This window comes from Fibrisoma limi BUZ 3 (genome assembly GCF_000296815.2).
GTDB classification, from domain to species: Bacteria; Bacteroidota; Bacteroidia; order Cytophagales; family Spirosomataceae; genus Fibrisoma; species Fibrisoma limi.
Genome location: NZ_CAIT01000006.1, coordinates 1,825,009 through 1,850,935 on the forward strand (window position 1 = coordinate 1,825,009; position 25,927 = coordinate 1,850,935).

At 51.2% G+C, this 25,927-nt stretch carries 14 protein-coding genes; 5 read left to right on the forward strand and 9 right to left on the reverse strand.

What is annotated here, in order from left to right:
• The first annotated feature begins 195 nt into the window (after nucleotides 1-195).
• The 5 genes from BN8_RS15455 to BN8_RS15475 all read left to right on the forward strand — a co-directional run bounded on the left by BN8_RS15455 (nucleotide 196) and on the right by BN8_RS15475 (nucleotide 4,006).
• Complete coding sequence (locus BN8_RS15455; protein WP_192579056.1) at nucleotides 196-693, forward strand: hypothetical protein; 498 nt, start codon at nucleotides 196-198, stop codon at nucleotides 691-693.
• 108 nt (nucleotides 694-801) lie between these two features.
• Nucleotides 802-1,521, forward strand: a complete 720-nt coding sequence (locus BN8_RS15460) for a VOC family protein (protein WP_051041060.1) — start codon at nucleotides 802-804, stop codon at nucleotides 1,519-1,521.
• 275 nt (nucleotides 1,522-1,796) lie between these two features.
• Nucleotides 1,797-2,870, forward strand: coding sequence for a hypothetical protein (locus BN8_RS15465; protein ID WP_009282842.1), 1,074 nt, complete (start codon nucleotides 1,797-1,799; stop codon nucleotides 2,868-2,870).
• Between the two features lie 86 nt (nucleotides 2,871-2,956).
• On the forward strand, nucleotides 2,957-3,529 hold the full coding sequence (locus tag BN8_RS15470) for a hypothetical protein (RefSeq protein WP_040005848.1): 573 nt from the start codon (nucleotides 2,957-2,959) through the stop codon (nucleotides 3,527-3,529).
• A complete protein-coding gene (locus BN8_RS15475; RefSeq protein WP_009282844.1) occupies nucleotides 3,530-4,006 on the forward strand; it encodes an RES family NAD+ phosphorylase in 477 nt (158 codons plus the stop codon).
• A 119-nt stretch (nucleotides 4,007-4,125) separates the two neighbouring features.
• On the opposite strand, the gene BN8_RS15480 is transcribed toward BN8_RS15475, so the two are convergent.
• The 9 genes from BN8_RS15480 to BN8_RS15520 all read right to left on the reverse strand — a co-directional run bounded on the left by BN8_RS15480 (nucleotide 4,126) and on the right by BN8_RS15520 (nucleotide 25,867).
• Nucleotides 4,126-6,117, reverse strand: coding sequence for a hybrid sensor histidine kinase/response regulator transcription factor (locus tag BN8_RS15480; protein ID WP_009282845.1), 1,992 nt, complete (start codon nucleotides 6,115-6,117; stop codon nucleotides 4,126-4,128).
• Between the two features lie 169 nt (nucleotides 6,118-6,286).
• Nucleotides 6,287-9,769, reverse strand: coding sequence for a sensor histidine kinase (locus tag BN8_RS15485; RefSeq protein ID WP_192579057.1), 3,483 nt, complete (start codon nucleotides 9,767-9,769; stop codon nucleotides 6,287-6,289).
• Nucleotides 9,770-9,868: 99 nt separating this feature from the next.
• Entirely contained in the window at nucleotides 9,869-12,004 is a 2,136-nt protein-coding gene (locus BN8_RS32510; protein WP_144051677.1) for an ATP-binding protein, read from the reverse strand.
• 10 nt (nucleotides 12,005-12,014) lie between these two features.
• Nucleotides 12,015-14,162, reverse strand: coding sequence for an ATP-binding protein (locus BN8_RS32170; protein ID WP_009282848.1), 2,148 nt, complete (start codon nucleotides 14,160-14,162; stop codon nucleotides 12,015-12,017).
• Between the two features lie 9 nt (nucleotides 14,163-14,171).
• Complete coding sequence (locus BN8_RS31820; protein ID WP_009282849.1) at nucleotides 14,172-17,849, reverse strand: sensor histidine kinase; 3,678 nt, start codon at nucleotides 17,847-17,849, stop codon at nucleotides 14,172-14,174.
• 56 nt (nucleotides 17,850-17,905) lie between these two features.
• The gene (locus BN8_RS15505; RefSeq protein ID WP_040005850.1) at nucleotides 17,906-19,840 is read right to left on the reverse strand and encodes a S9 family peptidase; all 1,935 of its coding nucleotides are present in this window, start codon (nucleotides 19,838-19,840) and stop codon (nucleotides 17,906-17,908) included.
• A gap of 126 nt (nucleotides 19,841-19,966) precedes the next feature.
• Nucleotides 19,967-22,699: a tetratricopeptide repeat-containing sensor histidine kinase gene (locus tag BN8_RS32515; protein ID WP_009282851.1), complete on the reverse strand. Its 2,733-nt coding sequence runs from the start codon at nucleotides 22,697-22,699 to the stop codon at nucleotides 19,967-19,969.
• Between the two features lie 10 nt (nucleotides 22,700-22,709).
• Nucleotides 22,710-24,716 (reverse strand): tetratricopeptide repeat-containing sensor histidine kinase, encoded by a 2,007-nt coding sequence (locus BN8_RS31825; protein ID WP_009282852.1) that lies wholly within the window; start codon nucleotides 24,714-24,716, stop codon nucleotides 22,710-22,712.
• Nucleotides 24,713-25,867, reverse strand: a complete 1,155-nt coding sequence (locus BN8_RS15520; RefSeq protein WP_040006137.1) for a DmpA family aminopeptidase — start codon at nucleotides 25,865-25,867, stop codon at nucleotides 24,713-24,715. The genes BN8_RS31825 and BN8_RS15520 overlap by 4 nt, the downstream gene beginning before the upstream one ends.
• Nucleotides 25,868-25,927 lie beyond the last annotated feature (60 nt).

Consider the following 25,927-nt stretch of genomic DNA (forward strand, 5'->3'; position numbering starts at 1 on the left):
TCCACTTGGTCCGGCTCTGAATTTTAGTACCCAGGAAAATTTGTTTTATCCTGCTACAAGCTCCCCAATCAAGGGTAGTTGATGCCCCCCATTTTGGGTAAAGAAACGGTAGCAAAAAGCTCCAATTTTGCTACCGTCAATCTGGCGTTGTATTAACGATAACGCTGTTCGGCACCTCAACTAACTCAAGTAATTATGAATCTTCCACAGTCGTTATTACGAATACTATTAACTGCCTGTTTCCTTTGGCTCGTTACTGCCTGCGAGCGTTTACCAAGCACTCTGTGGCCCATGGCTGAGAGTGAACCCGAATTTGTCAATAAAAAATGGAAAATGGCATCTTTCACACTCGATGCCCCAATCGATTTGGACGGCGACAATAAGCCCGACAGCAATCTGACCACGTTTCCAGGTGACTGCTATCAGGACGACTCAATAATCTTTCTACCAAACGGGCAAGTCATAGTCGATCTTGGTCAGCAACACTGTAACGCTGATGAACCTGCAACCAAACCAGTGTACATTTGGCGTTTCAACAAGGCTACTCATATGCTCCAGTTACGTGATGTAGCCAATCCAGACAACGTACTTAACTGGCAGGTGCTGGTCAATGAGAGCCAAAAGCTTATGGTACGCATGGATATCACGGAAGAAGGCCGGAGCATCAAAAGCAACTTAGTCCTGACGAACTGAGCTCCCCCGTTCGGCTTCATGCAATTTTAAGAAAGGTTGTGTCACTTCCTGGTAGGGCGGCCTATGCTTATAGCTCTACCAGGAAGTGTAGCCTTCAATCGACTTTTTATGAAACTACTCGAAATAAACCTGTATACTAATGATTTAGCCGGGACTCGCGCGTTTTATAGCCGCGAATTGAGCCTGCCCATCGTTAGCGAATCACCACTTCATCTGAGCTTTCAGGTCGGCTGGACCCGTTTGACGTTTTACTCCGTCAACCTGCCAATCGCGCCCTACCACTTTGGTATTAATGTGCCATATAGCTTGCTGGAAGAATGCACCTATTACTTTGCGTTCGATTACCTTCAACTTCAAGCGCCGGGACAGATCATTGCTGAATTTCCCGTCTTCCGGACGCGGGCCTGTTACTTCTACGACAACAATGGCAATCTAATCAAATTTGTTAGTCGGGCCGATTTACCGCTGGACGACCCTAACCTTACCCTAGCCGATCTGTTCCAAGGCATCTGCGAACTTGGAATCAGCACTCTAAACGTTGCCCAAACAACATCTCAGCTCCTCCAGCAATTTGGTATTAGGCAGCACCCTAACGCCAAGCCCTCACCAGATTTAAACATGCTGGGCGATGATAATGGCCTTTTTATTGTTTCGCGACTGAATAGTTCCTGGCCTTTTACCCAAGTGAAGGCAAAATTAAGTTACTCGTACACGGTGTTTCATACCGACACAAATGCTCGACTTCAAGTAATAAATAGCCATGAGCTGTATAAACCACAACAAGAAGACATCCGTCTTCACCAAAGCATTGAATCCATTTTGTCATGAAATTTACATACCATAAAGTCGCCCAAAGCTAGCAGCTACTAACCGACTAATTACTAGAGTAAATTCATTTTTACGTTTATATACGATTTCCATTGTCTTCTATGCTTTGGATTGGGCAGTCCTTTATTTTCGCTCGGTGCGGTTCGATTACTTCAATTTTGAATAAGGTTCCTTCGATCTTTCTTGGGGCGACATCACCGAGAATCCATAGACTTGGAAAGCGGAGCTAGTTCACTCGTTTGTGTGTTGTGGTTCCCGGAGAAATACTATATATTATGCCTGACTTGCCTACGTTAAATAACCCAGAAAAGATCGAGATTTATCGAAATTCAGGCTTGATCATATCAGTAAGTCGGCAGATAGATCCGGCAGCGGTTACTCTGTTAAAGCGTACAATTTACGGTACATCTGGCGTACGTTATCAGCATACGAATCAGGAGACAAAAATCCGTAGTTTACAGAATCCATTGTTCTTCCATCTTTATCGGTTAGGACAACTGATTGGGACGTACTGCCTAGTAGAGCGCCCGCTTGATATTGACTCACAGTTAATTACCGCGTTTTACGGACGCTATCTATCCATCGACGAGAACCACGTTAGCAATGGATACGGTCGGCTGATGAAAGAACAGGCCGTTGCCTTTGTCGAGCAGTGCACCCAACCTCCTATCCTGTTTTATTCTTACATTGAAGCGAAAAACACCCGTTCGATCGCAATTTCCCGACAGCAGGGCTTTGAGTCCATCGCTACGTTAAACACTTATTTTTTTCGGCGTTTTTCACCTCAAAAAAGTCCAGGATTGGTTGTAGCATCCGCCGAAGAATTGCCTGAGATACGTTCCCTATTAAATCAATTTTATCAACAGCATACCTTCAAAACCTTCGACAATATCGGCTACAACCAGCACTACTTCGTGCTGAAAGAGTCGGGGCAGATCGTAGCTGGGGTGCAGGCCAATCCAATTTGCTGGCGTTTTCATCAGATCGCTGGTATCAGAGGCTGGATGTTTATGAACATATTACCTCGCTTCGGGTTGACTCGTAGGTTTTTCAATCCGACTCAGAACTGTTTTCTGGTATTGGAAGGGATCTATTTTGAAGAAGGCCGCCCCAACCTGCTACCTGTTTTATTGGAAAGCGTACTTGCTCACTTTGGGCAGCATTCGGCCATGTGCGAAATTGACCAGTCCGATCCGTTGGTTCCTGTCCTCATAAGTAAAGCTATGGGCTTTCTCAGTGGGTTTGAAAAAGATGTAGCCACCCACGTATTTATCAAAGCGGTTGGTGTTTCGGAGCAGAGACTACTCACCTTAAAACCGCTCTACACATCCTGCTTTGATTATACCTAGATTAGGTGGTTATATCGATACGGCTGAGGTCTAAGTCGTAGCATGCACAAGTGGACAACTAAAGTTGAAAAACTTCTGTTACCTTTATGCAAACTTTCAGTATTATGGCAACCCGCACTTCATCGGGGTGGGGCTTCCCTACCAATGACCTAATCCTGTTGGCTCGCCAGAAGCTTTCCCGAGACCGCATTGATCAAGTGGCCCTGTTGGCGGGGTTGACCAAAAAAGAGATGGCTCAAATACTAGGCGTTACCGAGCGCAATCTCTATAACCAGCATCCGGGTAGTTTATCAGTACCCCTGTCGGAACGATTGCTGATTCTGGAGAAGCTCTTTGAGCATGGCCTGGCCGTGTTCGATGGCCAGCAGATCCCTTTCCAGGATTGGTTACGCACGCCGTTAGCTGAACTGGCGACACCTGAAGTTGGCTTCCCAGGTCCTACGGCAGCTTATACGCCTATACCCATTGACCAAATGGGCACCAAACAGGGGCCGGTTAGTCTGTCTGCGGCTGCTTCAACCCGTCGTCAACGGGCAGCTCAAGCGCCCAAAGAGTCGGGCCGTTCTTTTCCGACCCCTTTATCCTTGTTGGATACCATCACCGGATGTAAACTGGTTGATAACGTCTTTATTCGTATTGAAGCTGGCGTGTTCAGTTAAGTGAACGTCTATCGCATTCTCAAAGAGCCCTACTGGGATGATCCCTTGTCGGTCATCGGAGCCGACATAGCCGGCGGGCGGTGGAACCCACCAGGACGAGGCATTCTTTATACGGCTACCTCCCCTGAGCTGGCTTTATTAGAAACGTTGGTGCACTTTCCTAAGGTCATCTATGAGCAACTGCCCCGGCTGCGGGTGTTTACCTTGGAAGTGCCCGATGGAGAGGTCCGCTGGATCTATGCCGACCTGTTGCCCGATGAGTGGGCTGAGCCAACGGCTTTACCCTTGACCCAAACCATCTTCGCCGAGTGGCTCGAGCAACCGGCGGATCTGGGTTTAGGCGTGCCTTCGGCTGTGGTAGACATCTCCTACAATGTGCTATTGCACCCTCAACACTCTCTTTACCAAACGATTCAGGTTGTCGATGAGCATGACCTGACACTTGATCGCCGGTTGTGGAACATACCTAATCCATGAACCGCATACCGTTGTTTTCTTAAAAAGTTTTGTGCTGAAAGATTGAGCTATTTCATTAATACAGTGTGCCGAGGCTCTCAATCACCAAATTCTTTTGCTAGGTTGCTTAGGCTACTGGCTTACCTACGCAGATACTCAGAAGGGGTCTGGCTATAAAACTCCTTGAAGACCTTGGTAAAGTAGGAAGGTGATTCGAAGCCGACCCGGTAGGCCGTCTCCGACGCGTTGTAACCTGCCTGCAGCAGGTCGATAGATCGCCGAAGCCGGTACTGCCGGATGACATCGTGGGGAGATAGTTGCAGCAGGGTTTGAAGCTTACGGTGCAGCTTCCGGCGGCTCATGGATAGCTCCCCGGCCAGCCACTCAACGTTTAAGGTTGAGTCATCCAAATGGGCTTCCAGATACTCATAAAGCTGACGAAGGAATGGGTCCTCCACCTTTTGCAAGGGCTCGGGTGATGTATGAGTGGGAGCCTGGGCGAGCTGCCGGCGGTAGGATTCCCGTAGGTTAGCCTGACGGGTCAGCAGGTTTCGCAACCGCAATCGCAGTTCATTCATGCTGAATGGCTTGGTGAGGAATTCATCAGCCCCTAAAGCCAATCCTTTCAATCGACTCGTTGACTCCAGCTCAGCCGTCAAGACCACGACCGGAATGTGGCTTGTCTCGATATCCACCCGTAACTGTTCGATGAGCTCGTAGCCATCCATCCGGGGCATCATCAAATCAGTAATAATCAAGTCGGGTAGTTCATCTCTGGCCAGCAGCAAGCCTTCATATCCGTTGGCCGCCGAGCGAATCCGGTAGTGCATCGCCAACTCAGTGACGATGAACTCACGCAGTTCCGCGTTGTCTTCCACCAACAGCAGCAAGGGGGTTGTTTCTGCCAGGGAACTGGCCGTTTCGGGAACAGAAACGCTATGAACGCTGGGTGGATCAGCTACTGAAAAAACCCTATCAGCCAATAGAGATACCGCAGGCGGGAAGGTAAGCGGTTGTGTTGGCTGGTCGAGGGGAGCACGTGGCAAAGGAATCTCGACCATAAACCGAGTTCCGGGTCCTATTTCCTGGGCGTACACGTGGGCGCTTCCTCCCAGCCGGGTAGATAGTTCCCGCACCAGCGCCAGGCCAATGCCCGTGCCCTCGTAGGCCCGGTTGCGGGCGGAGTCAACCTGGTAAAATCGGTTGAAGATGTGCGGCAGTTTGTCGGGCGCAATGCCAATGCCGGTGTCGCTGACCTGGAGTTGGACCCCAGTCGACGTGTGGGTGAGGGAAACGGTAATCTGACCGGTGTCGGTAAACTTGATGGCATTGGACAGCAGGTTGTAGAGTATTTTTGCCCACTTGTCCGTATCAAACAGATAAGTGCCCGCCGGCAGGTCGGTTTGGTAGGTCAGCGCCAGCTGTTTAATGTCAGTAGACGGCCGGAACAGATCCACCATCTGGCCGACAAAACTTGGCAGGTCGCCTACTTCATAAACAACTTCCATCTGCTCGGCTTCCAGCTTGTTGATGTCCAGGAGTTGATTGATCAGCCGCAGGAGTTGGCGGGCGTTGCGCTGTACGGTAGCCAGCTGCTGTTGGTGCGTTGCAGTTAAGTCAGCGGTTTCGAGCAGGTTGTCCAGGGGCGAAATGATCAGCGAAAGCGGGGTGCGGAGTTCATGGGTGATGTTAGCGAAGAAGCGCGTTTTCATGTCGTCCATGGCTTTGAGATGGGCCGTTTCCCGCTGCTGGGCTACCGAGCGAATAGTCTTCTCCAGAGTCTTTTGGAGATCCCGGAAATTAATGGGTTTGGTCAGGAAGTCGAAAGCGCCCTCGTTCATGGCCGTACGGATATTACTCATATCTCCATAGGCGGTAATAATGACCGTACGCAGGATGGGGTTAATGGTGGGCACTTTGGTCAGCAGGCTTAGCCCATCGATGCCGGGCATGTTGATGTCGCTTAGGAAGATGTCCAGGTCGGGGTGCTGCTCTAGGGCGGCCAATGCCTGGGTACCATCGGTAACAAAAATGAACTCGTAGGTGTGGTCAAGAATTTGCCGACGAAACTGTTGCCGAAAAAGATCTTCGAGATCTTCTTCGTCGTCAGCCAGCAGAATTTTTATTGCCATGGGCCGATGTGGACTTTTTGATTGGTTATCAGAACTGTACCAAGCAAAAATAGGCGAATCCCTCACATTGTCGCAATATCAACTGCGAATACGTGCACCCGGCAATACTAGTATTTTTCATTGCCAACCGGCTTGACTAACTGAATCAAGCCATGCTCTCTGGTATGGATTATCTGGTTAAGGGCAATACAATCCTAAACTCGGTGCCCTTCCCTTCTGTGCTTTCAACCGTAAGCGTTCCCCCATGCCCCTTCGTCACGATGTCATAGCTCAGACTCAACCCCAAGCCCGTGCCCTCACCCGTAGGCTTGGTGGTGAAGAAAGGTTGGAAGATCTTCGCTTTGACCGACTCCGGAATGCCCGTCCCGTTGTCTAATACTCGAATCTCAAGGGCACTCATAAGGCGTCGTGTGCTGACCCGAACCGTCGGCTGGTAGCCCTCAGACTGTGCTTTTGCTCGCTGTGCAACAGCGTAGAATGCGTTGTTGTAGAGGTTCAGCAACACCCGACCTAGCTCTTGAGGCACCACGTCTACCCGTTCTAAAGTTGGATCAAAATCGGCGACTAACTTGCAATTAAATCGGTTTGGCTCCCCGGGCGAACCGGTCTTATCCTTTGTCCGCATACCGTAGTAGGCAATCTTAAGGTATTCATCCGCTAACGCGTTGAGGTCAATGGGGCGTTTCTCACCCGAATCCGCCCGGCTGTGTTCGAGCATCCCCAGCACAATGTTGCTGGCCCGACTACCATGGTGGTTTATTTTGCGCAGGTTAGATTTGAGACTATTGGCAATGTCTAGTACATGCTCGTTGCGACCAGCCAAGGCTTCGCCAGACAATTCATCCACCAAGTCGGTCGATAACTCAGCGTAGTTGTTTACGAAATTCAACGGATTTTGAATTTCATGGGCGATACCAGCCGTCAACTCACCAAGGCTGGCCAGTTTCTCTTTCTGGACGAGTTGGGCCTGGGTGGTTTTTAAATTAGCCAGGGCATCGGCGAGGTGGTTGCGCTGGATTTCTATTTCCTGCTTCTGCTGAATCACTTCTTCCGTACGCAGGGCAACTTTCTGTTCCAGCAGTTGATTGGCCCGCAGCAGTTGCCGCGACCGATAACGAACTAGGCCCCATACGCCCAGCGCCACCAGCCCCGTGTAGAGGATATAGGCCCACCCGGTAAGCCACCAGGGCGGCAGAATTACCAGCCTAATCGCGGCTCCCTTCTCGTTCCAGATTCCGTCGTTATTCGACGCTTTTACCCGAAACACATAGTTGCCCGGGGCCAGAAACGAATAGGTGGCCGATCGCTGGGTTCCGCAGTACACCCACTTGTTATTCACCCCTTCGAGCTGGTAAGCATACTGATTTTTCTTCGGAGCTATGTAGTTAAGTCCTACGAAGTTGAATGAAATGACATTGTCATGGTAATTCAGTTTCAGGGGCGAAGATGGGAAGAGTCGGGCCGAATCCAATACCTGCACCTGGGTGATATAAACGGCTGGTTTATACCCATTCGTGATTATCTCCGATGGCCGAAATACCACGAATCCATTCGTACTGCCAAAGGCCAGCTCGCCCGTGGGCGTTCGGGTACAAGCGCCCGAGAAGATTTGGCTTAGCAGGCCATCCTGTTCGTCGAATACCCGTAGGGTGCGCGTCACCGGGTCCAATCTACATAATTCTTTGCCGGTAGCCATCCAGAGCATCCCCTGCTGGTCAGTAACCAGCGCAACGACATGGTTGTCGGGCAGGCCGTCGTGGATTGTAAAGGTCGAGACAGCGCCCGACATCGGGTCTATACGGAACAAGCCACCAATGTTGGTCGACGCCCAGATGGCTCCGTCGGGTGTTTCGCTCAACGCGGTCACATCCCGGCCATAAAAAACCTTTTGACTTGTGCCATAGTGTGGATGGTAACATTTAAACCGACCCGTACGGCGGTTCAGTTTACAGGGGCCTAAGCCCCCTACACTCACCCAGACGTCTCCGGAACGACTAATCAGGATGTCGTTAACCTGACCTCCTCCTTTGCCAATGGGCTTGTCCTTATCAATTCGATACAGCGTAAACCGGCCGTCAATTGGGTCGAACTGAGCCAGATTCGACTGACCGCCGACCCACAGCTTCCCTTCCTCGTCTTCGTCGATACTGGTGATAGGAAAGCCGGCCGGATAGTGCAGCGACTGTCCCTTCGCGTCTATGGTGTGTAGCCCCGAGGGGGTGGCCATCCAGATTCGTCCACTCCGGTCGCAGTGGAGGTTCGAGATAACATCGGCGGGTGATTGCGCCACAACACGTTCCGGTGTAAACACATCAGGTGTGAGCGGCTTGGAGGTGTTGTTGAGATAGGTCCGATGGCTCGACAGATTCAGCCGGAAAACACCCTTAATGTAAGATTGAATCGGGTTGCAGAACCAAATATTACCCTGCCCGTCGGCAGACAGCATGGTAACATTGTTCGTCGACCGGGGGGTTGCGTTGTGATCCGGAATCGGTTGATAGAAGGCGAACCGGGGCGTCAACATAGAGTACCGGTCAATTCCATTGGATGTACCAATCCAGAAGGTTCCTTGGTTATCGGCCCGCAGTGCCCACACTACATTGTGACTCAATGCACCAGCAACGCTGGGGTCTTCCTGATAGTTGATGTATTCCCCTGTTTCAGGGTTCAGTTGAAACAGGCCATCCCTGGTACCAACCATCAGCTGATGGCGTTCATCTTCGCCCAATCCCTTCGGTAGTATCTCCAGGTTCATCAAATACACCTGGCCCGTGGGCATGTATGTAGTCGCTGCTCTGCTCCGGCTGGGGGTTGGACCTTTTGACGGTCGTAGTCGGTGCAGGCCCTGGTATTTAGTCCCTATCCACAAGCTATTATCGGAACCGAGGTACATCGACTCGACCCTGGGCTGCTTTCCGGTTGGTTCGGGGCCAAAGTAAAATGGGGTGAATTTCTCGGTTTGTCGGTTCATAGTAAATAGCCCGTTGGATGTACCAATCCACAAGGTGCCGAACCGATCTTCTTGAATAGCCCACACCCGGTCGTCTGCTCCCTGGGCAACGGGTATGTCGTAGAGCCGGTATTGCTTGGTGCGAGGATCAAATCGGGCCAGTCCCCCTTCTGAGCCAATCCAGAAAATTCCTTGCTTATCTTCGATCATTGTATAACAGATGTCGTACGGCGCAAACCGATCTGATCCATCCCGTTCCACCCGAAAGAAGTTGATCCGACCCGTTTGCCGGTTGAGTCGGTGCAGCCCCCCACCCGGCGTAACAAACCAGATTTCCCCCGATTGCGACTCCACCATATCCCAGACAGTATTGTGTGCCATGTGGTTATTGGGGTCACTGGGATCAGGTTTATACACAGTGAACGTATACCCATCGTAGCGATTCAAGCCGTCGCCGGTCCCGAACCACATGAACCCCTGCCGATCCTGATAAACACAGAAAATTCGGTTATGTGACAAGCCCTGGTCGGTACCCAGGTGCTCGAACCTCAATGATTGCTGCCCCAGTGGATGCTGCCCCAGTGGATACTGCCCCAGTGGATGCTGCCCAAACACAAAGGAGGTAATCAACGTAGGCAGGACAACCAGAAACCACCGGCGGCAGTAACCACTACGGAAGTATCTACTAATGGATCGATTCATAGGTTCAGGCAGAAAAGTCGGCATGAAACGATTTAGATCAAAAGAAATCATAGCAAGATGACAGCCAAAATTGGGCTCTACTTCCGTGATTGACCCGATTCACACTGTCGTATGTTGAGTGGGCAAGCTGAGCACAAACTCGGTGCCCTTCCCTTCTGTACTTTCTACCGTGAGCGTTCCCCCGTGCCCCTTGGTGACGATGTCATAACTCAGCGATAGCCCCAAACCCGTGCCCTCACCCGTGGGTTTGGTGGTGAAGAAAGGTTGGAAGATCTTGGCTTTGATCGACTCCGGAATGCCCGTTCCGTTATCAGATACTTGGACTTCAACTTTGTCTGCCAGCCGTCGGGTACGAACCCCAACTCTCGGCTTGTAGTCAGGAGCACTGGTTTGCTTAGCTCGCTCATTGACCGCATATAAAGCGTTGTTAAACAGATTTAACACCACTCGCCCAATTTCCTGAGGAACCACGTCAACCTTACTCAACTTTCCATCAAAATCGGTGACTAACTCACAAGTAAAATTCTTATCCTTAGCCCGCAAACCGTGATAGGCGATTTTGAGATACTCATCAACCAAGGCGTTGAGGTCGGTGGGGCGTTTCTCGCCCGAGTCAGTGCGGGAGTGTTCGAGCATGCCCCGTACGATGGCTGCCGCTCGACCACCGTGGTGATTAATCTTGTGGAGGTTGCTGCTGAGATCGTCGGCGATAAATCCGGCTTCTTCCAGGTCGCCTTTGGCTAAGGCTTCTTTTTGTTCGGCCACTAACTCGGCACTCACTTCCGAGAAGTTGTTGACAAAGTTCAGGGGGTTTTGAATCTCGTGGGCGATACCTGCGGTCAACTCGCCCAGGCTGGCCAGCTTCTCCTTCTGGATGAGTTGGGCCTGAGAGGCTTTTAACTCGGCCGTGCGGGCTTCGACTTCCTGCTCGAGCCGTTCGTTTTGGGTAGCGAGAAGGTGCTGTTTTTCCTGCTCCTGAGCAATGGTTTTCTGCGAAAGCTTCTCCAACTCAGCAAGCTGCTTGCGAAGCAGTTTATTAGTGGCAGCCCGTTCATTCGACAGTAAGAGCGAAATGGTTAGGGCCAGCCCCAAAAAACTAATGAGAAACAAATTATCCCCGAAATGGCCTATGAAATTACTGAACGAGGGAACAAAAACGGCTAACGTATACACGATAAACACAGCTACCAGAACGCCATGGGCAATTGTAAACAACTTCGCTCCCGATTTTTTTTGTTTTAGGGAAACAACGCCAATTCGCAAGATTTCTAGCCAGGGAACAAGTATGGCAAGAATGAACAAGGCAAGGCCTTCGAAGCTAGGGAAAAAGAAACAAATTGGGGTTGTCGCCAGCGTAAGAGCAGCTGTTGTGTAAAAGAGAAACCGTTTGGGTTGTTGGAAGTATTGGTAGATGCCTATCAGATAACAGTAGCCAGACAATGTCAGGGCTATCGTAAACAGGATTTTTAGAAGATCTAAAGTCAACCCCACCTGAGTAACGCCTGTCACTTTAATTAATGAATCAGTGGCGATAAGATGTGTAATCCCCTGCGTTACTAAAAACAAGCCTAAATTGAGCGTGGCTTGTTGTTGGGTCGATACTACATAGAGTAGGAGTTGTAAGATGCCTAAAGCCAGAAAAATACCAAAAAGAAGGGTTTCCCACATGCTTGTTGAGAGTTGATCCACGCTGTCTACCTGAGCAAATTCTGTCGATACGGCGCGAACCACGACAAAAGCTTCCCGCCATTTAACGGGAAGCCATTGTTCGTTTGAGAAGGCATATCGAATTGCCAGGAGTTGCACCGAGTCAGCACTTAAAGCAATAAAAGGTAGATTGCCTCTTCCAGCTCCCACTTCAATACGCTTCTGCGGACTAATTTGACCATTTTGCCCCACAAGTTTTCCATTCAAAAACAGGTCAGAGGCTCCGCTCTGTTGAATGAGTAAGCCTATGGTTTTTCCTCTTAACGGAGGAGCAATCTGCAAGCGAATCCGGAGCCAGCCAATACCTTGTTGAGGCAATTGCCTCGACTGGATCGCAGGATTGAACGAATCCCAGCGGGAGTCGTCAAAATTGGGGTTGGCCCAATCGGGATTATCGCCTACATGAAATTTCCAGCCTTTATCCAGCACTATCCCTTGCCGGGGCAGGCTGTCGATGCGGAAAAGGGGTTGGCTAAAGGCCACCGAGGAAAACAAACAGAGCCCGAGAAGAAGTGGGGTTTGGTTCATGTTAGGTCGGTTAATTGTGTTTGGGTAAGGAGATACTAAACTCCGTGCCTTCTCCCTCCCTGCTCTCCACTTCCAGCAATCCCCCATGCCCCTTGGTGACGATGTCATAACTCAACGATAGCCCCAACCCCGTACCCTCACCCGTGGGTTTGGTGGTGAAGAAAGGTTGGAAGATCTTGGCTTTGATCGACTCCGGAATGCCCGTTCCGTTATCAGATACTTGGACTTCAACTTTGTCTGCCAAGCGTTTCGTGGTTACCCGGACGCTGGGATGGTAATCGTTCCCGGCCTGCTTTTGTCGCTCTGAAACGGCGTAGAAAGCGTTGTTGTAGAGATTGAGCAACACCCGTCCGATCTCCTGCGGTACGACCTCCACCCGACCTAGGCCTGGGTCGGACTCGGTCACCAGTTGGCAATTGAAGTCTTTGTCTTTCGCCCTAAAACCATGATAAGCGATCTTGAGGTATTCATCTGCCAGAGCATTGAGATCGGTAGGGCGCTTCTCGCCTGAGTCCGTGCGGGAGTGTTCGAGCATGCCTTGCACGATGGCTGCCGCCCGTCCGCCATGGTGGTGAATCTTTTGCAGGTTACTGCTCAGGTCGTCGGCGATGAATTGGGCTTCTTGGGTATCGCCTTTGGCTAATTCCTCTTTCAGTTCCCCCACTAACTCGGCACTCACTTCGGAGAAGTTGTTGACGAAGTTCAAGGGGTTCTGAATCTCGTGGGCAATACCGGCGGTCAGCTCACCTAAGCTGGCGAGTTTTTCTTTCTGAATCAGTTGGGCCTGGGAGGCCTTTAGTTCGGCGGTACGGGCTTCGACTTGTTGTTCGAGCCGTTCGTTTTGGGTGGCAAGTAGTTGTTGTTTTTCCTGTTCCTGAGCGAGGTTTTTTTGGGACAAAACTTCTAAGTCGACAAGTTGTTTCCGAAGAAGTTGGTTAAGGCTGGCACGTTCCTGTGCTAGTAACTGCGAAATAGTCAGGGCTAGACCCAGATAACATACGCTGAATAAATAAAGTCCATTTTTCGCCAAAAATTCGCTAATTGTTGGCAAAAACGTGCTAATCGTCCAGCTTAAAAAAACTAGTAATGTAATTCCATGAGCGAGCGTAAAAAGTATGGCTCCTGATCGATTTCGCTTAACAGCTAATAGGCCAACTCGTAAAATTTCAATGAAGGGAATTATAATAGCCGGAATATATTGAGCCAAACTAGAATACGGAAATTTGAGAAATAAACTTGCTGGAATGGCTGTAAAGGTAAGGGCAATTACTATCCAAAAAGATACCTTTCTGGGGAGTTCAAAATATTGATAAGTACCTATCAGATAATAGAATGAAGAAATAACTATGACGATGACCCAAACTATATAGGATAACTCATAAGTAATTAAACTATTGGTAAAGGCAAACAGCCTAGAAATAGCATAAGACAATGAGCATCCGTTTAATAAGTGAACAACTCCTTGCGTAATTAGAAATAAACTTAAGGAAAGAGTGGTCTGCTGTTTAGTGGCCGTTGGATAAAGAAGAAGCTGTAAAAAGCCCAGTCCTAAAAAGACACCAAACAGGGCAAATTCCATGACAATATTAAAGCTCAAATATTTCTCATTCTCTTCGGCTACTTCGAAGGATGTCAGCTTCAGGGTATAGAAGGCGGAGGGTATTGCCCGAGGAAGTAATTGATCTTTTGAAAAAGCATATCGGATAGCAAGCACTGGTATGGAGTCAGCACCTAAAGAAATAAATACGTGGTACTGATAAATACTGCCTACTTCTATACGCTTCTGGCTACTAATCACTCCACATCGATGCACATTTTTCCCATTCAAAAAGAGTTCGGCGGCTCCGGCCTGTTGAATATTCACACCGATCAGTCTTCCCCGTAGCGCGGGTGATATATGCAGGCGAATTCTTAGCCAGCCGATACTATCTTGTGGTAGTCGATTCAGTTGCGCGACTAACTGAGTGGGGTTAAGTGTATCCCAACGAGAGTCATCGAAACCGGGTTTGGCCCAGGCTGGATCGTCGCCCAGGTGAAATCGCCAGTTTTTGTCCAGCACGACGCCTTGCTGGGGCAGGCTGTCGATGCGGAAAACCGATTGGGCCAGCCCCGTCAGACTGGTAAGCCCCAAAAACCAAATCAGTAGCAGTGGTTTCATACCAATGGGTTAAGTCGGCGTCGGTAATGTGATGATGAATTCAGTTCCTTTTCCCTCTTCCGTCTCCACCGCCAGCGTTCCCCCATGCCCCTTGGTGACGATGTCATAACTCAGACTCAGCCCCAGCCCTGTGCCTTCACCCGTGGGTTTAGTGGTGAAGAAAGGCTGAAAAATCTTGGCTTTGGCCGGCTCCGGAATGCCTGTGCCGTTGTCCGAGACGCGAATTTCGACCTTATCAATCAGCCGCTTTGTACAGACACTGATCGTAGGTTGATAGTCAGCCTCGGCCAGAAACTGTCGCTGCTGCACCGCATAAAAGGCGTTGTTGTAAAGGTTCAGCAACACCCGGCCAATCTCCTGAGGTACGACCTCCAACCTGCCTAGGTCTGCGGCAAAATCAGTGACTAACTCACAGTTAAAGGTCTTGTCCTTCGCCCTTAAACCGTGATAGGCAATCTTGAGATATTCATTGGCCAGGGCATTCAGGTCGGTGGGGCGTTTCTCACCCGAGTCGGTGCGGCTGTGTTCCAACATGCCCCGCACGATGGCGGCCGCCCGACCGCCGTGGTGATGGATCTTTCGGAGGTTACTGCTCAGGTCGTCGGCGATGACTCCGGCTTCTTCCAAATCGCCGTTGGCGAGAGCTTCTTTTTGTTCTTCGAGAAGTTCACTGCTCACCTCTGAGAAGTTATTGACGAAGTTGAGCGGGTTCTGAATTTCGTGGGCAATGCCAGCGGTCAGTTCGCCCAGACTGGCGAGTTTCTCTTTTTGGATAAGCTGGGCCTGCATATTCTGAAGTTCGGTTAAGGTTTGTTCGAGGTGGTCACGTTGCGCTTCGATCTCTTCTTTTTGCTCCCGCACTTCGTTGGTGCGTTGGGTCACTCGTTCCTCCAAAAGGCGATTCGCGCGTACCAAAGCCCGCGACCGGTATTGGATAAACGTCCAGACCATACCACCCAGCACCAGTCCATACAGCAGGTATGCCCACCAGGTCTGCCACCAGGGCGGACGAATCGTTATAGTCAGGCTCACGCCTTTCTCATTCCATACCCCATCGGCATTGGCCGCTTTCACGTGCAGGGTATATGTTCCGGGCCGCAGATCGCTGTAACGTATTTGGCGAATGATGCCATTCTGCACCCAGTCGTTATCAATCGGGGCTAACTGATAGGCATACTTCGATTCGCTGCCTCGATTGTAGCTCAGGGCGGCAACCTGGAAGGTGAGGTCGTTCAGGTCGTGGGGCAGCGTGATGGATTTGGCTACCGAAATGTGGGTGGGCAGCTGCCCGCCTTCGCCTACGGTGGCTGGTTGTCCATTGATGGCCAGATCGGTTAATACTACGGGTGGAGGGAGCAGGTCGTCCTGAGCCTGGTTGGGGAAAAGCGCCAAAACATCATTGTTGCTGCCCGCATAAACTTCACCATTGCTGGCGCACCAAGTGGGTGTAAACAAGCCCTTTAGCCCGTTACGCTGCGTGAAATGGCGCATCTGATTGGTACTCGGGTTGAGCCGGACCATGCCGTTACCTGTACCTATCCACAGGAACCCCTTTTTGTCGCGATGGCCTGTAAATACGGTGTTAATCGGTAGGCCGTTGGTGCGGGTATAGTGTTTCAGCACCCGCCCCTTGTCATTGATCAGCCACAAACCACTGGTAAAATCACCCACCCAAAAACAATTGGGATGCGTATCGGCTAACAGGAACTGGACGGCGGCAAGGCCGTTTGAGATAGGTAGGATGGTCGTAAACTGGCCCGTGCGGGGGGCCAGCACCTGTAAACTACCTGGCCGTGTACCTATCCAGATTCGTTTCTGAGCATCTTCTGCAAGCGCGAAAACAGCGTCGCCGATCAAGCCATTGACGCAGTCCTTAACTGAATCGGTCCGGCGATAGTGGACGAACGTCTGACGAACCGGGTCGTAATGGTCAAGTCCCCCATAGGTGCCAATCCAAAGCGTACCATCCGAAGCCGGAAGGATTTCCCGGACATTATCGTCTATCAGGCTATTGGGATTGGCCGGGTCGCGAACGAACCGGGTAAACGTCCCCCGCTTTCGGTCGAGCAGATGCAGCCCTCCGCCCACTGTTCCTACCCAGAACCGGCCCTGCTTATCCTCCGCCATAGCAAAGATTTCGCCCTTACCGATTGAGTAGCGGTTCCCATCTTCGTGCCGATACAGCGTTCGGCGGCCCGTTTTTCGATCCAGCCGCTCTAATCCAAGCTCCGTACCCAACCAGATGATGCCCGGCTCGGAGGGAGCTTCGTAGAGACGAATGATAGTCGAGCTGGCCACTGAACCAGAGGAACCCGGTTTGGTCGAATCAGGCTCCTGAGTGATGGACGAAAAGTTAACCGTTCGGCTCTGTTTATACACGCCTTCATTAGACGTACCTACCCAGACCACGCCGGTTTGGTCTGCCAGAAACGATCGGATTCCATAGCCAGTGTTTAATTCATCCGGCTCGTTGCTTCTTAGGTATCGCTCAAACGCCTGTCGGCGACGGTTATACCGGTTCAATCCATCGGCAGTGGCAAACCACAGATCGCCGTTGGGTGATTCAGCCAGAAACTGGAGCAGGCCCGGGCTGGGACTGTTAGGATCGCTGGGTTTCGACACAAGGTGAGTAAATCGCGGCAGCGGCCCACTGCCGGTTTGGGACGGTCCGGCGGTCCGGTTGAGTCGATCTATGCCCTGAGTTGTAGCCACCCAAACGGTCCCGTCCCGGCTCACGCAGACGTGAGTTACAGAATCGTTCCGAATCGAATACGGGTTTTTGGGGTCGTGTCTGAACTGGGTCACTTGTCCTGTCCTGGGATTGATCCGGAACAAACCTTTGCCCTCTGAGGAGGCATAAAGTTCACCTTGTGCGTCTTCGGTTAGGGTTTTGATTCGCTTGAAATCAGTCAAAACAGCCGGGTTTGCGGTCGGAGTAAAGCGATTAAAGCGATCCGTTTTAGGATCGAAGCGGTGCAGGACGTGTTCATCGCCCGAGGTTGTCACCCAGATGGTGCCCGACTTGTCTTCCAGAAAGGCGAAGGTATCGATCCCGTACGTACTGCTTACAAAGATCGAGTTGGCGGCTAAGCTATAGGGATGGGCGGGGTCATGGCGAAAATAGGTCCAGGTGCCGGTTTTCCGATTCAATCGGTTCAATAATATAACCTCGTCTAAATAACTCCAGGTAAGGGTCCAGATGTTGCCCTGCTGATCTTCGTGAATAAATGCCACGAAGGTCCGGGTTCGATTACCTTCGGGGGCCTGTTGCGGATATTCGATAAATCGGCCGGTGGTCCGTTCATAACGAATCAGCCGTTCACAACCAATCCATATATCGCCGTTGCGACTTTCATGCATTGATCTGACTTGCTTGCCTTTGAACGCGTATGGCAGATTAGCGTCTGAACGGAAATCGACCATCTGGGTGCCATCATACCGAACCAGACCGTCGTACGTTCCCATCCAGATAAAGCCCTGATGGTCCTGAATCATGCAGCTTACGGAGTTCTCGGGCAGGCCATCGGCTACGGTCAGGTGCTCGAAGCGGATGCGGTCAGGCTGGAGTACTGAAGCTGAGGGCTGGGCCAGGCCGACCTTTTGGGGTTGTGTAGGTTGCTGGGCCGACAGATTCTGCCCGAAAAGGATACTCAAAGCCAGTACCGTCCGGATAGCGAATGGCTTCATCGGTCGTTGATCGTAATAAGTTTATGAATGACAAACTCGGTTCTCGTTCCCCCCACTTACTTCCGACCCAGGTATTTGTTGAACCACTCAATAGTGCGTTCACCCGCATTCTGAATGAATTTGGGTTCGGTAAAGGCGTGAGGCTGCCTCGGGTAGATGACCATCTGCGTCGGTACGCCAAGCTGCTGCAATGCCCGATAGAACTGCAACCCCTGCTCTGGGGGAACGCGCATGTCAGCAGAGCCATGGATGATGAGCGTCGGTGTCTGAACCTGTTTGACATGAAATAGGGGCGACTGCTCAGCATAGATTGTTGGATCGTTCCAGAAGTCTTTGCCAAAATAACCAGCCACGTAATAGGGGATATCGGTCGTGCCCACGTCGCTCATCAGATTGGTAATAGCTGCCCCCGCCATCGCTGCCTTGAAGCGATTGGTTTTGGTGAGCATAAGGGCCGTTAAATAGCCGCCGTAACTCCATCCCGATACAACCAGGCTGTCGGGATGCACTACTCCCGTCGAAATAAGTTTATCTATGCCCGTCATCAAATCCTGGTAGGGCCCCTCGCTCCAATTACGGTAAACTGCCGCTCGAAACGCGTGGCCGTAGCCGGTACTGCCCCGTGGGTTAGCCCACAAGACAAAATAACCTTGCTGGGCAAATGCCTGGATCGGATACGGAACGCTGGAGCCAGTCAGGCCGGGGGCGTAGTTAGCACCTGTATAGGTTTGAGTCCAGTTGCCTAATGGTCCCCCGTGGATCATCAGGAGTAGTGGGTACCGACGATTGCTCTGGTAATTGGTGGGATAGGTTAACAGACTCTCAATCGTATACTTGCCGTCGCGGGCTTTCCAACGCATTAGTTCGGTACGAGCCAGTGTTTGCCCTTCAGCATACGAAGCGTGAATATCAGTTAAGGGGTGGCCGGTCGGGTTCGCCAGACTGGCGGTGTACACTTCGATCGGCGTTTCCGTGGTTTCATAAACGTAAGCCAAATCCCCTTTACGGTTCAGGAAGTGGGCCTGCTGGATTCCCTTTTCTGGGATGGGCAAGGCCCGTACTCCGTCGCCCGTGGCTGGCAACAGGAATACCCCCGTCTGCGTACCAAGCGCTTCTGTAACCACTATCGAACGATTATCCGGTGTCCATCCCAGTAGTGTGGATCGTTCATCGGGCGTAGTAGCCAGCTTGCGGACGGCTCCCCCCTGGGCCGGTACGAGATAAACTCCCGTTGTCACCACCGCTTTTTTTAGTGGATCGGGCTGTCCACCTTCCGAAAGAAAAGCAATCGATTCTCCATCGGGCGAATAAAGCGGGTTGTAATCAGCTCCGTTGGTCGATACCAGTAACCGAACAGCACCGCTATCAGCCGCTACGGTCGAAATGTTCTGCTGTTCCCAGCGTTCGGCCCAACTGACTGGCTGATGCGAAAAGGCAATGGTCCGGCTGTCTGGCGACCAGTTGAAAGCGGTTACGTGGAAAGCTCCATTCGTAAGCTGTTTGACGGGACAGGAGCCATCCTGTGGTTGGGTAAGATCAATGGTGTAGAGATGGGCATTGCGAAACACATCCACAATAGTCCAGTCCCGCCGTTCCAGACGGTCTTTTTCATCGGCAGGTGTGCGCGGGTCGATCATGATGAACGCAATACGTTTTCCATCCGGCGACCAGCGGTAGGCTCCTATGTTGCCAGACTGCGCCGTAATGGGCCAGGCATCTCCGCCCGTCGGTCGAATCAGGTATAATTGATTCGTACCATTCCGCCCCGATGTAAAGCTGATGTATTGCCCATCCGGCGAGAATCGGGGATTGGTGCAGGATTTATCACCAGCCGTCAACTGCTTCTTTATGGTACCATCTACACTAACCAGGTGGATATGTGAGAGAAAGTCGGACTGTTCACCTTCCATACGTGGGCTTGAAACAACGTAGGTCACCCACTTCCCATCTTCAGTGATGACGGGATTGCTCACGCGCTTATAGTGGATCATAGACGCTGGTGTCCACGTCGGTTGAGCAAGAGCGACGGTACTTATAGAAGTGGTCAGTATTAAAGAGAAAAGATGTTTAAGCTTCATCATGGTGTAGGATAGCCTGGATGAATTATTAAAAATCGATCATGAAGGTTGAAGTAAAGGGAGTGTGATCCTAAATTCTGTTCCCTCACCCTCCCTGCTTTCCACCGCCAGCAATCCCCCATGCCCCTTCGTCACGATGTCATAGCTCAGCGAGAGACCTAACCCTGTACCCTCACCGGTGGGCTTGGTGGTGAAGAAAGGCTGAAAAATCTTGGCTTTGATAGCCTCAGGAATGCCCATACCATTGTCCTTGACCCGGATTAATACTCGATCCGATACCCGACTGGTATGGACTTCAACCGTCTGCTGATAGCCCTCCTGGGCCAAACGTTGCCGTTGCTGGACGGCATAGAAAGCGTTGTTGTACAGATTCAGCAACACTCGGCCAATCTCCTGGGGCACCACCTCGATCCGGCCTAAATCTGCAGCAAAGTCGGTGACCAACTCGCAGTTGAATCGATCCGTCGAACCGTTCTTATCCTTCGCCCGCAGACCGTGGTAGGCGATCTTGAGGTATTCGTCGGCCAGGGCGTTGAGGTCGGTGGGTCGTTTCTCACCCGAGTCGGTACGGCTATGTTCGAGCATACCCCGCACAATGGCAGCCGCCCGGTCCCCGTGGTGGTGAATCTTTTGCAGGTTGCTCGACAGGTCGTCGGCGATGGCCAATACGTCCTCTGCGTGCCCGGCCTGAGCTTCCTCTTTCAGTTCCTCAATCAACTCAGTGGAAACCTCCGAGAAGTTATTGACAAAGTTTAAGGGGTTCTGAATCTCGTGGGCGATGCCAGCGGTTAGTTCGCCCAGGCTGGCCAGTTTTTCTTTCTCGATGAGTTGGGCTTGGGTGCTTTTCAGCTCGGTTAAGGTTTCATTTAGTTGATCGCGTTGCCGTTCTATCTCCACTTTTTGCTTCGTCAGCGTTTGATTGAAGCGTTGCTTGACCCGATTCTGACGAACCAACCCGATTACGAACAGAGCGAACAGGGCTAGTCCACCCAGCAACCCCGTTCTGACCTTGTGTTGCGTGTCAATGTCCAGATTCAGCAACGCGATTTTATAGTCCTGCTGTCGCCTGTTTTGCAAGGCTCTGGCTTCCAGCCGCTCCGTTTCGAGTTGTTTGTCCAACTCAGCCTGCTCGGCTCTGGCTTGAAGTAACTGATTCTGGGCCTGTGCTTTTAACTGGTCAATTTCCCGTTGTTTTTCAATAGCCAGGATGCGTTGTTTCTGCAGGTGTTGTTCGCCTTCCAGCCGTTTTTTTTCCTGTTCCCCTTTTTCAATGGCTGCTTGAATTTCGACATCCAAAAGATGATTAGCCTCGTCTTTCTGGTCGGCTTCTTTTCGTAGTTTTTGATACTCTTTCAGGTAGTGGTAGGCTTCTAAGGGCTGCCCCGCTTCTTCATAGACCTCGGAGAGTAATAGCGATGTCCTTGTAATCACGTAGTTACGTTGCGTTCCCAGGACGTGGACTGGAAAGGCTTTCTCATAGCTTAATTTCCCGTATCGGATGCTTTCCTGAAATTGCCCTAATTTCTGATAGCACTGGGCCATATAGTAGGTCATGTAGGAAGCCAGCCGGATGGAGTCGCCGGTTTGGTTGGCGTAGGTAAGTGCCTGGGCGAAGTTTTTCAACGCTTCCTGATACTTACCCTGCCCCATCAATAGTTGCCCCATCGCATCATATTGCCGGGCTGTATTATATCTCCGGGTAAGTTCACTGTGCAGACCCGTCGGTGCGTTTCGGGATTTTTCAATAAAATAACTGGCTTCCTTAAATTCTTTCAGGTTGATTAAAGAGAAGGCTGTTTGTAGATAAAGCTCGGTTAGTCCGGCAGCACTATTATTGATATTTTCGGCAGACAGGATAGCTGCTTTTTTTAAATAGTCGGCGGCTTTCTTATGCAGGGACAAATCGAAACACAATATGCCCAGCCGATATAGTACGTTAATTCGCAATTCTTTCTCACCGAACTTTTCCAGTAGCTTATCGGCTTGATGAACAACGTCAAAAGCTAAATCCTTCCGACCCTGATTCACGTAGATTTGGCCGAGGAAATAATACATAGATGCTTTCTCACGGCTATCTTTTGTCGTTGCCAGAATAGTTCGTGTCTCAATTTCGGCCTCTTTGGTTTCCTTCTCGTTGCCCGCCTGCCCCGAAAGCTGCATCGTCACCGCTGCGATAAAGAAGGGGGGGATAGGTTGGTTATTTTCTCTGAACAATCGGATGGCCTTCGCTGAGTAGGCAGTTTGTTCGTTCGGCTTGATCAAACTAGCGTAGGCGACAAGCACATTGGCCAACACCTCGTGGTCCAAATGCTTTTCAAAGTAGGTTAAAGCAGTCAACAGTTCTGCCTTCATTTTTTCAACATTCCGCTCACCAGGCAATCCTGCCCATAATCGAACGGTTTCTTCCTGCTGCTTACGGTCGGTGTAGAACCACTTTGCCAGAAAATTATAGTAATAAAACGCAAGAGGTGCCGCATTAAAAATGGATAGTGTCCGCCAATACAAACCCTCTCCTTTGGCGTAATGCAGTTTTTTAGCCAGTTCCCGGGCCTCAATCGTCGCCAATAGCCCACGCTGGTACTGCATATCGTAAAAGCAAACGCGGGCTACGTAGTTAAGCCATTTCACGGTGTTGGAGTCAGCTTTTGGCTGACGATTGATAAGCACCTGTAGGCTATCGATTTTGATCCGGTAAATCGTAGCAGCCTGTTGAGCCTGCGAACGGCTGAAGCAACAAAGAAGGAGCAAAAAAGCAACAACGTAGGGTTTCATAGACAAGGTCTTAAATCAATAATGTAATCGTAAACTCCGTCCCCTCACCCGCTACACTCTCCACCGCTAGCGTCCCCCCATGCCCCTTCGTCACGATGTCATAGCTCAACGATAGGCCCAGCCCCGTACCCTCACCGGTAGGCTTGGTGGTGAAAAACGGCTGGAAAATCTTAGCTCTGATGGAATCGGGAATGCCTGTGCCATTGTCCTGCACCCGAATTTCGATCTTATTCTTGAGCCGTTTTGTGCTGACCCGGATCGTGGGATGGTAATCGTCCCCCGCCTGCTTTTGTCGCTCACGGACGGCGTAAAACGCATTATTATACAGATTCAACAACACCCGCCCCATGTCCTGCGGGACGAGTTCAATGGGCGCGAGATCGGCCTCAAAGTCGGTTATTAATTGGGAATTGAATGGGTCTCGATCCGCCGGATTATCACTGGTCAAACCCTGTTTATCCTTGGCCTGGAAGCCACTGTAGGCCATGCGCAGATACTCATTGGCTAACGCATTCAGGTTGGTGAGTTGAGGTTCGCCCGAACCGGCGCGGGAGTGTTCGAGCATGCCTTTAACGATACTGCTGGCCCGTTGCCCATGCTGGTTAATTTTGCTCTGATTGCTGGCTAAATCCTGCACAATATCGCCCAGGTAAGCCTTGTCAGCCGCGGGTATAGACACTTTATCGAATTCCTCCTGGAGTTCACGGGCCAAATCCACGCTTAGCTGGGCGAAGTTGTTGACGAAGTTGAGTGGATTCTGAATCTCATGGGCAATACCCGCTGTCAACTCGCCGAGTGAGGCCATTTTTTCTTTCTGAATCAGCTGGTCCTGCGTTCGTTGCAGTTCGTTCAGTGTCTGATTAACCCGCTCATTGGCCCGCCGAAGGGCGCGGTATTGCCAAGCCATAATCCCTAACAACAGGACCAGCAGCGAAACGCCCCCGATCAGCCACTGTAGTTGTTGTTTCTGGCGCAGATTGTTTTCGTCTAACCGTTGGATCTGCTGCTGTTTTTCGCGGGTCTGAAACCGGGTTTCGGCTTCGACTAACTGACGACTTTTTTCGGCATTGAACACACTGTCGCGATGGACTACCCACTGCTTATGATAGTCCAGAGCTTGTTGATACTGCCCTCTTTTCTCGTAAATAGTCGTCAGGGTTTCATAAATTTCCTGGAGATGCCGCTCCTGATTGGGGAAACTCCGTACGGATTGGAGAGCCAGTTGCGTATAGTGTTCGGCTTCGTCGGGACGGTTCAGCAACAGCAGCGTATTAGGCAGATTAAGATAGATATATTCTTCCATATACGTATCTTGATGGGCTTTGGCCCATTGTAATGCCTGCTGATAGGCGGATACCGATTCGCGGTAACGGCCCGCATTTTTAAAATAAATACCCTGATTGAACATCGCTACCGAATAGTCGGCACCGATGGATTTAGAAATACTGATGCTTTGGGCATTGAACCAAAGGGCTTTAGAATGCTGTTTGCGGAGGTCATACACCGTCGCCAGGTCTCCATAGGCATACGCTATGTCGCGCTTCAGGTCATGCTTTTGGGCCACGGTCAATGCCTGATTATAATATTCTTCGGCTAAAGGTAAATTTTGGATGTCGACGTACGTTCCGCCGATGCGCCCCAGCGTACTCGCCTGCCGGTGCCATTCACCCAGTTGCCGGTAGAGTAATACCGCCCGCTGAAACTGAATAATCGCCTGGGAAGGGTTGCCCTCACTTTTGGCGATATCGCCCGCCGAGACGTACGCCTGACCCAGAAACAGGCGGTTTCCGGTTCGTTCTGCCATCGCTACCATGAATTGATTGGCGGCCACCGCTTCGGGGAACACGCCGTGGTCAATCCTGGCCTGCACAAAATCGCGTAGTCGTTCCATTTGGATGGAGTCGGGCTGAGTTGCCAGTTGTGTCTGCAGGGCAGTGAATGAATCTGGCAGGGTCGCTTGCGCGAATAATAGCAATGGAGCGAGGACCAGCAGGAGGAGACCGAGACAAGGTTTCATCGGTTATATTTTTTCAGGAGTTTACGCACGCTTTCGTGGGGTAGGCGGTACGCCTTGTTGCCATTGATGCCTTCCATCGTTTCGGCCGCTACCATCGCGTTGATGACAGCCTCTTCAACCGCCTGTACCGTCGCGTCAAAAAGTGGATTGATGCGGTCATTAGGCAGCTCGACAACTTGAGTAAACGCATCCCGTTGAAAAGCGCCCGGATTAGCCGTTGAGAACGCCAGAAAGATGTCGCCCGAGCCGTTTTCCCCCCGGCCACCCACAATGCCGATGCCCAGCGGAACCCGGGCCGCGATTCGTTTCAGTTGATGGGGTAGCAAAGGGGCGTCGGTTGCCACCACGACGATGATTGACCCGTCGCCCGGCTGGAACGAAGGCGGTGCTTTGAATTCATAATTCAGCGTGTCCTTCAGCTCTATCCCGACCGGAATACCCGCTATGGTCAGATTCCGTTTAGCCCCAAAATTGGCCTGAACTAGTACGCCAAGCGTGTATGTCGAATCGCCCACCTTCACCACGCGCGAAGCCGTGCCGGTGCCCCCTTTAAAACCCAGACACATCATGCCCGTGCCGCCCCCGACATTGCCCTCCTGAATGGAGCCGCTTTTCGCCCCGTCGAGTGCTTCAAACGCATGACTCTCCTTGACGTGGAATCCGTAGATGTCATTTAGGAATCCGTCATAGGTTTCGGCCACCACCGGGTAGGTGCAGAAATACTCTTTGTACCAGCCCGTTTTGACGTACCACTTGAGCACCGCGTCGCGCACGACACCCACACTGTTGGTGTTGGTAATCATCACCGGCCCTTCCAGGAATCCCGATTCGGTGATCCAGGTGGTACCGGTCATTTCCCCGTTGCCATTCAGGGTATACCAGTTGGCATAAACGGGATTATTCATGCGGCCCCGGGGCAGTATGGCCGTAACACCCGTCCGGACGGGCCCTTTGCCACGAATGTTTTTTCCCTGCCCGGCTATGATGGTACTGTAGCCGACCTGTACCCCGCTTACATCGGTAATGGCGTTGAACTTTCCGGGCGTTCCGGTAAATGGAATACCGAGGTCTCGGGCACGAGGAGCAGGCTGGGCAAAGGTGGTCAGACTTAAAGCCAGATAGACGCTAAAAAGAGATAGACATTTACTCATAGTCAGGGTGTTGTACGATTTTGAGTTGTTCGCTTTTTTGGACCCGTGCATTCGCCGGAA

Coding starts and splice junctions, on each gene's coding strand:
- BN8_RS15455 (WP_192579056.1), top strand. CDS start 196: ATGAATCTTCCACAGTCGTTATTACGAATACTATTAACTGCCTGTTTC.
- BN8_RS15460 (WP_051041060.1), top strand. CDS start 802: ATGAAACTACTCGAAATAAACCTGTATACTAATGATTTAGCCGGGACT.
- BN8_RS15465 (WP_009282842.1), top strand. CDS start 1,797: ATGCCTGACTTGCCTACGTTAAATAACCCAGAAAAGATCGAGATTTAT.
- BN8_RS15470 (WP_040005848.1), top strand. CDS start 2,957: ATGCAAACTTTCAGTATTATGGCAACCCGCACTTCATCGGGGTGGGGC.
- BN8_RS15480 (WP_009282845.1), bottom strand. CDS start 6,117: ATGGCAATAAAAATTCTGCTGGCTGACGACGAAGAAGATCTCGAAGAT.
- BN8_RS15485 (WP_192579057.1), bottom strand. CDS start 9,769: ATGAATCGATCCATTAGTAGATACTTCCGTAGTGGTTACTGCCGCCGG.
- BN8_RS32510 (WP_144051677.1), bottom strand. CDS start 12,004: ATGAACCAAACCCCACTTCTTCTCGGGCTCTGTTTGTTTTCCTCGGTG.
- BN8_RS32170 (WP_009282848.1), bottom strand. CDS start 14,162: ATGAAACCACTGCTACTGATTTGGTTTTTGGGGCTTACCAGTCTGACG.
- BN8_RS31820 (WP_009282849.1), bottom strand. CDS start 17,849: ATGAAGCCATTCGCTATCCGGACGGTACTGGCTTTGAGTATCCTTTTC.
- BN8_RS15505 (WP_040005850.1), bottom strand. CDS start 19,840: ATGATCCACTATAAGCGCGTGAGCAATCCCGTCATCACTGAAGATGGG.
- BN8_RS32515 (WP_009282851.1), bottom strand. CDS start 22,699: ATGAAACCCTACGTTGTTGCTTTTTTGCTCCTTCTTTGTTGCTTCAGC.
- BN8_RS31825 (WP_009282852.1), bottom strand. CDS start 24,716: ATGAAACCTTGTCTCGGTCTCCTCCTGCTGGTCCTCGCTCCATTGCTA.
- BN8_RS15520 (WP_040006137.1), bottom strand. CDS start 25,867: ATGAGTAAATGTCTATCTCTTTTTAGCGTCTATCTGGCTTTAAGTCTG.